Here is a 12946-nt window from a genome sequence, read left to right on the forward strand (position 1 = left end):
GGCGGCAGTAGCGGCTCCGCATCAGGTTTCCGTTGCCAGCCTGTCGCCGCGGCGCAGGCGGGCTTTTATCTTCTCAGCAGTATAGTAGAGACTCGGCACCAGTATCAGGGTAACAGTGGTGGCAAACAGCACGCCGAATGACAGCGAGATCACCATGGGGATCAAAAAGCGCGCCTGGGTGCTCTGTTCGGACAGGATTGGCACCAAGCCGACAAAAGTAGTAATAGACGTCAGCACAATAGGCCGGAAGCGGTCCTGGGCCGCCTGCGCCACCGCCTTGAACGCCTCCAAACCCTGCTTGCGCAGCTGATTGATGCGATCGAGCAGCACCAGATTGTCATTCACCACCACCCCGGCGCAGGCGATAAAACCCAGTATCGACAACATACTGATTTCCCGGCCCATAATCAGGTGACCGATCACCGCCCCCATAAAGCCAAAGGGTATAGCCGTGAGAATCAACACCGGCTGCCAGTAGGAGCGGAAGGCCACCGCCATCAGCCCGTAGATAATCAGCAGCGTCAAGATAAAGCTGCGGGTAATGGTGCTCATAAAGTCCGCCTCATCCTGCATATCGCCATCGATCTGCAGGGTGAAACCGGGGAATTGCCGCTGCCACTGGCCGAGGTTGCGCGCCAGCAGGTCCGCCACGATCATATTGCCGTTGCTGGGACCGTCGGCCACCTCCGCAGAGAGGGTGATACTGCGCTTGCGATCGATGCGGTTAATGGTCGTATAACCGGGTACAAAGCGGATATCGGCCACGGCCTCGAGGGGAATTTCCCGATCGTCGTTGGTCCTGATGCGCATATCGCCGAGCTGCTCGACCTGCTGGCGCTCCTCGCGGGGATAGCGCACCATGACTTTGACGTCCTCTTTGCCGCGGGGAATACGCTGTACCTCCTCACCGTAAAACCCCTGCCGCACCTGGCGCGCGATATCGGTCAAACCCAGCTCGAGATTTTCGGCGTGGGCCTTTAAATCCAGTTCGATTTCCGTGCGACCGGTCTCCAGCGAATCCTTGAGATCATAGACATCCGGATAGCGGGCCAGCGCCCGTTTTACCGTATCCACGGCGGCGGCGAGCTGCTCCTCATCGCCCGCCGTGGACAGCCGCAGGCGGATCGCCTCGGTGCGGTGGTTAATGGTATAACTCAGATCGAAGTCTTCCACCTCCGGCAAGTCGCCGATCAGTTCGCGCCAGCGGGTGGTGACCTGCTGGGTGCCCACCACCCGCACATCGGCCTTCTGCAACGCCATGACCACCGTTACCCGATTGCCGTAACCCCAGGTCTGCACATTGGCCACGAAATCCGCATCCTCGTTCGCCGCCAGCATGTCCGGGTCGCGACGCAGGCGCCCGGCGGCGGCGTCGATCTGGTGCATCACCGCCAGGGTATCGGTAAACGGCACCCCCTCAGCCAGCACCACCTGCGCCATCACAAAGTCTCCAGGCACGATCGGCATAAAGGCCTGCTTGATCCAGCCGCTGGCATAGACGGCAAGCGACAGCGCAAAGGCGACGACAAAACAACTGATGGTAGCGGTGCTGGCCTGCAGCAGGCGCTCCAGCCGCGGGCGAAAATAGTCACTGGCAAAGCGCGTCATGCCGCCGGCAAACTTTTCCCTGACCCGGGCCAGGCTGCGCAGTATCTTAAAGCGGCTGGGCTGTTCCGGCTGCAGGTTGGCCAGGTGCGACGGCAGAATCAGCATCGATTCTATCAGTGAAAACGTCAGGCACAGAATCACCACCGCCGGAATCGGCAGGCTGATATCGCCCATATTGCCCGGCAGGAAAAACATCGGCGTGAAGAAAATCATGGTGCTGATCACCGCAAACAACACCGGCTTGCTCACCATTTTCGTGCCGCTGGCGGCCGCAGCGGTGCCCAGCATGCCATGCTGTTGTCGGGTGTAGATACTCTCCCCGACAATAATCGCATCGTCCACCACAATCCCCAGCACCAGCAAAAATGCAAACAGCGAGATCATATTAATACTGGTGCCGGTGTAGGGCAGAATCCACAGCGCGCCCACAAACGCCACGGCGATGCCCACACACACCCAACCGGCCAGGGCCGGGCGCAGGAACAGCATCAGCACCACAAAAACCAGCAGCAGCCCGGTGAGGGAATTTTTCAGCAACAGGTTCATACGGCCGGTAAACAACTCGGACCAGTCGCGCCAGACCGTAAGCGTCAGCCCCTCCGGCAACTGCGCCTCGACACCGGCGATATACTCGCGCACCGTGGCGGTGGAGGTGAGGATATTCGGGTTTTCGGTAATGAAAAGTTCCAGGTAAACCGCCGGTTTACCGTTCAGCCGGGCCACCACATCCTGCTCGGCAAAACCATCCACCAACTGCGCGATATCACCCAGGTACAACCTGGCGCCATCGTCGCGGCTGGCCACCACTATCGAGGCAAAGTCCTCCGCCGTGTAGGCCTGGCCGCGGGTTTGCAGTTGAATATCGCCGCCCTCGGTCTTGATGGTGCCGGCGGGCAGGTTCAGGGAGGAACCGCGCACCGCATCGGCCACCTGCTGGAAGCTGAGGTTGTAACGCCGCAGGCTCTGCTCCGAGACCTCGATGGCCATTTCGTCGGGGCGGGTGGCGTTCAGTTGCACCAGCGAGACCCCGGGCAGCAGCGCCAGCTCATCGCGCAGGCGCTCGCCGGTGCGCTTCAACGCCGACTCGGCGACATCCCCGTAAAGGGCGAGACTCATGATCTGGCGCCGAAACGGTTGCTGGGTTATCTGCGGGCGCTCGCTTTCGGCGGGAAACGTCGAAATGGCATCGACGCGGGTCTTGATATCGTTGAGTACGCGCTGCGGGTCGAAACCGGAGATCACCTCGACAATGACCCGCCCGCTGCCCTGGCGGGATTCCGAGCGGATTTCCTCAATGCCGTCGAGGTCGGCGATCGCCTCCTCGATACGCACCGCAATCTGCTCCTCCACTTCCTGGGGGCCGGCGCCGGGATAAGGCAGGGTGATTTCGATGGTGTCGGTCAGCACCGCCGGGAACACCTCTTTGTCCAGCGCCGCCAGATTGAACACGCCGCCGGTAATGATCAGCACCATCAGCAGATTGGCGGCGATGGGGTTCTCAACAAACCATTGAATGATCCGACTCATAACACCGCTCAGTTACCGGCCCGACTACCCGCCTGCAACGGCAGCGCCTGCCGGCTCGCACCCGCCCCGGGACCAGGTTGCCCGGAGGTGCCGTCACCGACCACCCGGGTTTCCTCCAGTGTCGTGCGCGGCGCCACCACCAGCCCCGGCTGCAGATAGGCCTGTTTGTCCGTCACTACCAGTTCGCCCGGCGCCAGGTCCCCTCTGACCCAGGCCCATTCGGCGTCGCTGTGCAGCACGGTAACGGTTTTCAGTTCCACCCGCTGCTCCTTGTCGAGGGTGTAGACATGGTTGCGCTTGAACAGCGCCTGTTTCGGCAGGGTAATAACTCCGGGCAGTTGCCGCCCGCTGATTTCCGCCTCCACAAACAGCCCCACCACCAATGGCACCTGGGCCGTCGCCGGGTCCGCCACAAACGGGTCCAGCACCTCTGCCACTGCGTAATAAAGGCGGCTGCGAACATCGACGCTGGCATCCGTGCGCACAATGCGCCCCTGCCACCGGTAACGCTGCCCGGCAATAACGCCGCTGATCGTCACCGCGGGACCGGGCTCATCGGCATTGCCGCGAAAGCCCAGTGGCAGGTCCACCAGCGCCGCCTGACGGTCGGTCAGCGGCAGGCGAATTTCAGCCAGGCTGGTGTCGTAGACCTTGGCGATCTTGGTACCGGGAGAGACATACTGGCCCAGGTCCACATAGGTTTCGCGCACGCGGCCGGCGAAGGGCACGCTGATAGTGGTGCGCTCAAAATCGAGTCGGGCCTGGTCCCGCTCTGCGCGCGCCGAGTCCAGCGTCGCCTCGGCGGCCGCCAGCTGCGGTTTGCGCAAAAACAACGCATTGGCCTCGGCGTTGCCCAGGTCGCGCCACTCGCGCTGCGCCTGGCGCGCCCGCCCCCGCTCCGTCGCCAGCGCCTGTTCCGCCTCGCGCACGCGGGCGGTGGCCCGCACCAGGGCAAACTGGTAATCGCGGTCGTCAATTTTGATCAATGTCTCGCCGGCGGCAAAAAAACCGCCATCGACGAAGTTGCCGGCCGCCGACTGGATATTGCCCGCTACCCGGGTCACCAGGTCGATCTCCCGCCGGGGCGCCACCGTGCCCTGCGTCTTCACTGTCAGTGCCTGGGGTCTGGGGTCGGCGGCCATGACCTGTACCTGGGTGGGCAGGACCGGCACCGCCGGCAAGGGCTGTGAAGTGGGTCGCAGCATCACCACTGTGGTCACCGCGACCACCCCGGCCGTCAAGATCTTCACCGCGAGAGGAATGCGCTGCCAGTAAACTTGAATACCCAAGGAAAACCCCGACTACTGATACGATTGTAATTAGACCAATATATACCCCTTAAGTGCGCAAGCCCAAATGTGGCGCCTCTGCGGGCGGCACGGTGTGGGGATCTGCCTATATTTTCACCTGACAGCAAAGTTTAATAGCTCACCCTCACAGTGTCCCAGGCCTTTACCCATCTTGACACAGTTGCTGATCACCGGCCCCCGATCACCGCACCGCACATCGTATTTGACCTATTTCTCAGCCATAAAAAATACCTAAATACAAGGCTGCAATATCGACCCGATTTGCGCATAATGCTGCTCCCCGAGAGGTCGCGAGAAGTCCACAGCAGACCGCAGTTAACCCGAAACCCCCATTTCCGAGAGCCATTCCCATCCATGAAAAGCATTTTTGACCGCCTTGCCGAAGAGTTGGATATTCGCGAACGCCAGGTGGCCGCCACGGTCGCCTTGCTGGACGAGGGCGCCACGGTGCCGTTTATCGCCCGCTATCGCAAAGAGGTCACCGAGGGTCTCGACGACAACCAGTTGCGCACCCTGGAGGAGCGCCTGCGCTACCTGCGCGAGTTGGAGGACCGGCGCGAGACCATCCTTAAGAGTGTCGCCGATCAGGACAAGCTGACGCCGGAACTGGAGCGCGACATTCGCGCCGCCGACACCAAAAACCGCCTCGAAGACCTCTATCTGCCCTATAAACCCAAACGCCGCACCAAAGGCCAGATCGCCCGCGAAGCGGGTCTCGAGCCCCTGGCCCAGGCGCTGCTGGCCGACCCCGAACTAAACCCCGAAGACGAAGCGACCAAGTACCTCGACAACGAACACAAGATCGACGACACCAAGGCGGCGCTGGACGGTGCCAAATACATCCTTATGGAGCAATTCAGCGAGGATGCGGATCTGCTCGGCAAACTGCGGCTGTTTCTACAACAGGAGGCCAATGTCAGCACCCGTGTCATCGAGGGCAAAGAAAACGACGGCGCCAAGTTCCGCGACTACTTCGAATACGACGAGCCGCTGAAAAATGTCCCGTCACACCGGGCCCTGGCGATTCTGCGCGGCCGCAACGAAGGCGTGTTGACCCTCGCCCTGCAGGCGGGCGACGACAGCGGCGCCCACCCCTGCGAAGCCATGGTGGCCGATCACTGGGCGGTGGAAAACCGCGAGCGCGCCGCCGATAAATGGCTGGCCGAAGTTGTGCGCTGGACCTGGCGGGTGAAACTGCTCACCCATCTGGAAACCGACCTGGTCGGCACCCTGCGCGAGCGGGCGGAAGAAGAAGCTATCAAAGTCTTTGCCAGCAACCTCAAAGACCTGCTGCTGGCGGCGCCGGCGGGACAGAAAGCCACCATCGGTCTCGACCCGGGTCTGCGCACCGGCGTCAAAGTGGCGGTGGTGGATGCCACCGGCAAGGTGGTCGATCACGGGGCCATCTTCCCCACGCCGCCACAAAACCGGGTGCGAGAAGCCGAGGCCACGCTGGTGGCGCTGTGTAAAAAGCACAACGTCGGCCTGATTGCCATCGGCAACGGCACCGCCTCGCGGGAGACGGACAAGTTTGTCGGCGACGTCCTGAAACACCACAGCGATCTGCAAGCGCAGAAAGTGATGGTTAACGAAGCCGGCGCCTCGGTCTATTCCGCCAGTGAATTTGCCGCGCGGGAATTTCCCGATTTGGACGTCACTATTCGCGGCGCCATTTCCATTGCCCGGCGCCTGCAGGACCCCTTGGCGGAACTGGTAAAAATCGAACCCAAGTCCATCGGCGTGGGACAGTACCAGCACGATGTCTCCCAAACCCAACTGGCCCGCTCGCTCGATGCAGTGGTGGAAGACTGTGTCAACGCCGTGGGTGTGGAGGTCAATACCGCGTCGGCGCCGCTGCTGGCCAAAGTGTCCGGGCTCAACCAGACCATCGCCAACAATATCGTTGCGTTTCGCGATCAAAACGGCGCCTTCCGCAACCGCAGTGACTTGAAAAAAGTGACCCGGTTCGGCGACAAGACTTTCGAGCAGGCGGCGGGTTTCCTGCGGGTCGCCGGCGCCGATAATCCGCTCGATGCCTCAGCCGTGCACCCGGAGTCCTATTCGGTGGTGGAAAACATTTCCGCCCGGCACCAGCGTGCTGTCAACAGCCTGATCGGCGACTCGGCATTCCTGCGCGCGCTCAACCCCGCCGAGTACACCAGCGAAAAGTTCGGTCTGCCCACAGTCACAGATATTATCAGCGAACTGGACAAACCCGGTCGCGATCCGCGCCCGGAATTCAAAACCGCCCGCTTCCAGGACGGCGTGGAAAAAATTTCTGATCTCGAACCGGGCATGGTGTTGGAGGGCTCGGTTACCAATGTCACCAACTTCGGTGCGTTTGTCGATATCGGTGTGCACCAGGATGGCCTGGTGCATATCTCGGCGCTGGCCAATACCTTTGTCAAAGACCCTCGCGATGTCGTCAAGGCCGGCGATATCGTCAAAGTAAAAGTCATGGAAGTGGATGTGGCGCGCAAGCGCATCGGCCTGTCGATGCGCATGGACGATCAGCCCGGCGAAAAAAGCAGTGCAGGGGAGCGTCCGCGCCGACAGTCGAACAAGCAGCGTAGCCAATCAGGGCAGGGGCGGGGCGAAACAAATGCCACCGGCACCATGGCGGCGCTGTTTGCCCAGGCGAAGCAGAAAAAAAACAAGCGCTTGTAAAAAGTCTGCCCAGTGCGGAGCAAGGCGTAGCACTACATAGGGCGCCACAATCCTGAGTCAGAACAAAAATTGCATTTTAATTTTTGCTCTGACCCCAAACGTCGAATGGTGCTACTCCCTGTCAACGAGGGCACCTCTTCCGGCGGCACGGTGCGGGGACAGGTTTTACCTGTCCCCCTCGACCGGGGCCACTCCCCGTTAACAGGGGCACTTCTACCCGCGGCACGATGCGGGGACGTAACTTTAGTTGCGTCCCCTTCGACCGGAACCACTCCCCGTTAACGAGGGCACCTCCTCCGGCGGCACGGTGCGGGGACAGGTTTTACCTGTCCCCCTCGACCGGGGCCACTCCCCATCAACGAGAGCACCTCTCCCCGCGGCAAAAATGCGGCGACGCAACTAAAGTTACGTCCCCGCACCGTTCCACCGGAGGTAGTGCCGTTTGCAAGCACCCTACCAATCTCCGCTACCTTTAATTAGTGCCCCGACCTACCCCCCGGCCACCGTATCACCGCTGCCGGTTTTGGTTTTCTTAACCCCCTGCGCCTGCGGCTTCAGCCCCACCAGGGCCGCAGTGCTGACCACCGCCAACAACAAGCCCAACCAGGGCTCAAACAGCGCCAGGCAGATACCGGACAGCAACAGACTGCCGCGCTCGGCCGGGGTATTGGCTTTTGACATGGCAATATAGGCACAGGCAAACCCCGTCAGCACCAGGGTAATGGCCAGCGCCATATCCATCAGCGGCCGCATCGCGGTCATAAACGGCAGGTAGTAAAACAGAAACGGAATCGCCAATACGTAGTAGGAACTGACACCGTCAAAAAACGAGTCCATGGCCTGGCGACCCTGCTTCCAGCGCTGGATGATCACCACATGGATGCCGGTCCACAAGATACCCTGGGTGGGGAAAAAAGGTGCGACTATACTCATGACCGCGTTGCGAATGGACAACGACAGGTGCGTGCGCGAATGGTTGATCTCCAGCTTTTCGTCCGAGCGCTTGCTGCTACCGTCGCGCAGTACTTCATCACCGGTGATCAGATCGCCGAACAACAGCACGTAAGTAATCAGCGCCAGCGGCAGGGCCTGCAGATACATCTCCAGGCCCGGCCAACCGATACTGAACGGCGAGGATTTTTCCCAGAGGCTGCCGAGCGGCAGCAGCGTCCAGCCGCTTTGGATGTTAAAGGTCAGCTCACCGGCGAGGGTACCTACCAAAGCACCGATCGCAAAGCCCGGCAGCAAACCGAAACTGGCCACTATCGCAATCCAGCGAAAGCGTGTCTGCAAGCGCTGCAGCGGTGTCGAAAACGCCAGTAACAGTGACAGCGCCAGCGCCGTGATAATGGTGAGCGGCTGGCTGTGCAAAACGTTTTGCTCGTTGTCCAGATCAAACACCTGCAAGAACGCGGCAATGGCGGCACCGAGAATAATACCGCCCTTGAGCGTTTCCGGAATAATTCTGATCAGCTTCGCCCCCAACCCGGTCACCCCCAGTACCGCCAGCACCAGGGCAAAATTCAGTGCCAGCGCCGTCATCATCTGGAAGCGCAGCTCCGGCGTTGGATAACTTTCAGAGACCACCAGCGTCAGCACGAACGGCAGCGCCGGCGTCACCCAACCCGGTGCATAGGGTTCACCGAACAACCACCATGACGCATTGATCAGTACCGAGTGCAGCATCGCCATGGCGACGGCTTCTTCGAAAGTCAGGCCGAAATAGATGGTCAATACCGGCACCAGCGCCAGCGCCGTGGTGGCTGCCACCAGCATTCCCTGAGCGAGTTCGGGCCAGGCTACTTTGGTGTGCACCAGCGGGATGCGCAGCGTAAACCCAAGCCAGCGAATTCCCGGTTGTACCTGACCGTCGTCTCTTCTCACTATAACCTCCCGTAATCGATCGCCATCAATGTTATTTATGCCCATGCAGGGCTAATAATAGTCGGTATCGAGTATATCCAGGCGGGCAATGACAAGGCCAGCAATTATTTGACGAGCCGTAAACAGTCGGGCTGGAAGTGCGCCGAAACACTAAAATCGAGCCCGGCACTCTTTCATCGCCCGGGCCCGGGACAGCAGTGACAGAGCCAGGGCGCCGGTTTACTTCGCCGCTTTGACATCCAACTCGTACCACGGCGTCGGATTGATCGGACAGCGGTAACGGAACCCGTTTTCAGTAATAGTCACTTTTGAAGTGCGGGTTTCGCCGGCTCCAGCGGGAACATATCCAGGGTTTTGTGGGTCTTTAAGTCCTGTAGTTGAAAACCGACCAGCTTGTTGGCTTTATTGGTAACAATGAAGTGGGGATGCCGCCGATGAAATACCTGACCGAGTGGCGCATGCATTTGGCCGGGGACTTGCTCACCGATACCAAACTGCCCATCTCCTCGATTGCCGAGCGCATCGGATACGGTTCGGAAGCCGCGCTCACCAAAGCATTCAAACAATTTTATCAATTGCCGCCCGGTGAAGTGCGGCGGCAAAGTCGGGTGCAGCGAGCGGGGTAGGTTTAAATCGCGCACAGCAGCCGGCCAGCGGCGGGTAGCGGAAAAGACGACAAAGTGTGATAATTGTCCGCGATAAAGTCTATATAAATTTAAAAAAGGCAGGACTATGAGTTATGCATTTTGGGGCTTGGTAGAGGCAGCAAAAAGTGCGGCTGGTGCAACCTGGGAAGATCGACCGGCAACGCTAAAAAGGGTCTTGCTGGCACAAAGCCCGGAGACTATACGGCAATTCAATAAAGACTATCACGATAAACTGGCACAGGCGTACCGCTGGGATCTATGGGGAGCGGCCTACCTGATCAATGGCGGGTGCTCGGACGATGGATTTGATTACTTCCGGGATTTTCTTATATCCGAAGGCAAAACGATCTTCGAGGCAGCGCTCGATAGCCCCGATAGTTTAGCGGCTCAGGATTATATAGATGGTACAGAACTGGAGTCGTATCGCTATGCCATCAGTTCCGCTTATGAAGAGCTTACCGACAGTAAAATCCCGGACGATGGGCTCAATTACCCTACCGACCCCGCCGGTCAGGAGTGGGATGAGGATGATTTAGAACAGTTGTTCCCGAAGCTCGGAGCCAAGTATGGATAACCACTGCGGATAATAAGATTTTGCTCCAGAGGAGGGTTATGTCCCCGCACCGTGCCACCGGAGGGGGTGCCAATCGACAGTGTCTGCCAATGCATAAATGCTGTCTGTAAGTTCTTAATCGGCACTTTTTGATACAGCCAAATAAAAAGTGAGCAAATACATCTTATCCACTGGAACAAACATGAAACTCTACGATTTTGATATATCCGGCAACTGTTACAAAGTCCGTCTGCTGCTGAATTTACTCGGCACTGACTACGAACGTGTACCGGTGGATCTATTCGGCGGCGAACACAAAACCGAAGCCTATCTGGCCATCAACCCGAAAGGACAAGTACCGGCGCTTGCCGATGGCGATATCGTTGTCAGCGATTCACAAGCCATACTGGTTTACCTGGCCAAAAAACTCGGCGCCGACCAGTTCTGGCCGGATGACGGCCTCACCCAGGCACAGATCACCTACTGGCTGTGCACTGCAGCCAATGATGTGGTTCAGGGTCCCGGTGCCGCGCGGCTGGCCAAAAAATTCAATTTTGATATCGATTACGAAGCGGCCCAAGCCCGGGCCCATGCGTTGTTCGCGGTTATAGAGGCCCATTTGCAAAACCGGCAGTTCCTGGTGGGCGCCGAACCCACCCTCGCCGATATTGCCATGTTCCCCTATATCGGCCTGTGCGGGGAGGGTGAACTCTCCCTGGCGGACTACCCCAATATCCAGGCCTGGTTGTCGCGCATCAAGGCACTGCCGAATTTTATCGCCATGCCCGGCATCGACTGAGATAAAACCATGACGTTGAATGCTACTGCAAAACCTCGCATCGCCGTTTTCGGCGCCGGCGCCATCGGCTGTTATATCGGTGGCTGCCTGGCCCACAGCGGGGCGACCGTGGTAATGATCGGACGCGAGAGAGTCAAAACCGTGCTGCGGGAACACGGCCTGCACCTGACCGACTGGCGCGGCCGCGATCAACGAGTGACGGCCGGAGCAATTACCTTTAGCTGCGACCCTGCTGACCTGGCTGCAGCCAACATTGTTTTAGTGACAGTCAAGAGTGGCGACACGGCGACGGCCGCCGCCGCGATTGCCGGCCATACTCGCCCCGATGCCCTGATTGTCAGCTTCCAAAACGGTGTGCGTAACCTCGAAGTACTGCAACAACACCTGCCCGACCACAACGTACTGCCCGGCATGGTGCCTTTCAATGTCGTCAATGCGGAGCGCGGTCACTTTCATTGCGGTACCGAGGGCAACCTGGCGCTGCAGGGACATCAGGGTCTGGAGGCGCCGCTGGTGACGGCCCTGGCCACGGCGGAGTTGCCCACCGATGTCTACACGAATATCAGCAGTGTGCAGTGGAGCAAACTGATCATGAACCTGAGCAATGCCATTAATGCGCTGGCCGGCGTACCGCTGTTGGAACAGCTCAATAACCGCCGCTACCGCCGTGTAATGGCGGCGTGCATTCGTGAAGCACTGCGCACGGCACGCGCGGCGGGGATTAAACCCGCCCGCACCGGTAAAGTGATTCCGGCCCTGCTGCCCGGTATTCTGTCGCTGCCGACCTGGGCGTTTCGCAAGGTCGCCGCCGGTATTCTGGCAATCGATCCCAACGCCCGCTCCTCGATGTACGACGATTTACACCGAAAGCGCAAAACCGAAATCGATTTTCTAAATGGAGAAGTCGTGCGACTCGCGCAGCAGCTACAGTTGGAAACACCGGTTAACGAGTCGATTGTGGCACTGATCAAGCAGGCGGAGCAGGCGCAATCCGGCTCGCCCAAAATAACAGCCGAGGAGTTGGCAGACAGGGTCTTGGCTTAGAGGCCGCCCCATAACTGCCGGATCAATGCAGCAGCACTACTTCGCGCCCGGCATAAAAACGCCGAAATCAACCCTACCTCTGCTCGCTACCGGTACTAAATCACACTCAGCGCACCAGCCCTTTTGCGCCAGATCATCAAAACCGGGTACCTGACACTGCCGGGTTTTTGCACCCCAGGCATAGCGCTTACAATAAATAACTTTTGGAGGACACGGTTTTTGAAAACACCGGTTTTGGAAAAATATTTTTGAAAACCTGGTTTTTGAAAAAAGTCGCAGACGCATCAGCTTCAAACCAACCCGTTGGCTTGGCGCTTCGGCATAATCGAGCCGGAACTTTCCCAATACACCAGACTGTGAATCAATCGATGCGATTGTCCAAATCACCGGGCACCAATGAATAACAATGGGCCGCAACCGGCTTACCATGCAGTTTAAGCTTGTCGCAATAGAGCCCGTCGTAAACCGCACCAATCTTCTCCGCAACACCTCTGCTGGCATGATTGTCTTCGGCAATTTCAATTTCCAAACGCACCAGGCGCAATTGCTCAAACGCATAGCGCGCCGCCTGCAGCCCGGCCGCCGCGGCTATGCCGCGCCTGACGCGGGAACGCCGCACCCAATAGCCCAGCCTGCCCAACTGGTACTTGCGGGTGATATCGTTGATTCCCACACCACCGAGAAAATCTCCCGTCGCCGCCGCCTCGATCACAAAGTGAAACTCCCGTTGCTCAAACCACATGGTTTCGGTGTAAGCGATCCAGTCGCGACTGTCATCTATACTGTAATCGGCTGTGCACCAGGGCAGCCAGGCGGAGAGATGCTCGATACTGTCCCTGACCGCTGCATGCAAAGGCATTTGATCTTGTGGACGAAACGGCCGGATGTGGATATTCACAGGAGTTAA

9 protein-coding genes are annotated in these 12946 nt (G+C 59.0%); 5 read left to right on the forward strand and 4 right to left on the reverse strand.

The annotated features are described in order from the left end of the window. Positions 1–21 precede the first annotated feature (21 nt). A complete protein-coding gene (locus tag FKG94_RS06600; protein WP_142903426.1) occupies positions 22–3135 on the reverse strand; it encodes an efflux RND transporter permease subunit in 3114 nt (1037 codons plus the stop codon). An 8-nt stretch (positions 3136–3143) separates the two neighbouring features. Then, on the reverse strand, positions 3144–4424 hold the full coding sequence (locus tag FKG94_RS06605; RefSeq protein ID WP_142903427.1) for an efflux RND transporter periplasmic adaptor subunit: 1281 nt from the start codon (positions 4422–4424) through the stop codon (positions 3144–3146). A 375-nt stretch (positions 4425–4799) separates the two neighbouring features. Here FKG94_RS06605 and FKG94_RS06610 point away from each other — a divergent pair, with 375 nt between their 5' ends. Further along, positions 4800–7112 (forward strand): Tex family protein, encoded by a 2313-nt coding sequence (locus tag FKG94_RS06610; RefSeq protein ID WP_142903428.1) that lies wholly within the window; start codon positions 4800–4802, stop codon positions 7110–7112. Between the two features lie 489 nt (positions 7113–7601). Here the strand turns inward: FKG94_RS06610 and FKG94_RS06615 are convergent, their stop codons facing one another. Continuing rightward, the gene (locus FKG94_RS06615; RefSeq protein WP_179957514.1) at positions 7602–8996 is read right to left on the reverse strand and encodes a hypothetical protein; all 1395 of its coding nucleotides are present in this window, start codon (positions 8994–8996) and stop codon (positions 7602–7604) included. A gap of 377 nt (positions 8997–9373) precedes the next feature. Here FKG94_RS06615 and FKG94_RS06625 point away from each other — a divergent pair, with 377 nt between their 5' ends. The 4 genes from FKG94_RS06625 (at position 9374) to FKG94_RS06640 (ending at position 12039) form a co-directional block, all read left to right on the forward strand. After that, complete coding sequence (locus tag FKG94_RS06625; protein ID WP_179957515.1) at positions 9374–9622, forward strand: helix-turn-helix domain-containing protein; 249 nt, start codon at positions 9374–9376, stop codon at positions 9620–9622. Positions 9623–9728: 106 nt separating this feature from the next. Beyond that, positions 9729–10217: a DUF4240 domain-containing protein gene (locus tag FKG94_RS06630; RefSeq protein ID WP_142903430.1), complete on the forward strand. Its 489-nt coding sequence runs from the start codon at positions 9729–9731 to the stop codon at positions 10215–10217. A 181-nt stretch (positions 10218–10398) separates the two neighbouring features. Further along, positions 10399–10995: a glutathione S-transferase family protein gene (locus tag FKG94_RS06635; protein WP_142903431.1), complete on the forward strand. Its 597-nt coding sequence runs from the start codon at positions 10399–10401 to the stop codon at positions 10993–10995. A 9-nt stretch (positions 10996–11004) separates the two neighbouring features. After that, positions 11005–12039 (forward strand): 2-dehydropantoate 2-reductase, encoded by a 1035-nt coding sequence (locus FKG94_RS06640; protein ID WP_142903432.1) that lies wholly within the window; start codon positions 11005–11007, stop codon positions 12037–12039. A gap of 361 nt (positions 12040–12400) precedes the next feature. Here FKG94_RS06640 and FKG94_RS06645 read toward each other — a convergent pair whose 3' ends face one another. Further along, positions 12401–12937: a GNAT family N-acetyltransferase gene (locus FKG94_RS06645; RefSeq protein WP_142903433.1), complete on the reverse strand. Its 537-nt coding sequence runs from the start codon at positions 12935–12937 to the stop codon at positions 12401–12403. Between the last annotated feature and the right edge of the window lie 9 nt (positions 12938–12946).

The sequence above is a fragment of the Exilibacterium tricleocarpae genome, from assembly GCF_007004655.1.
GTDB classification, from domain to species: domain Bacteria; phylum Pseudomonadota; class Gammaproteobacteria; order Pseudomonadales; family Cellvibrionaceae; genus Exilibacterium; species Exilibacterium tricleocarpae.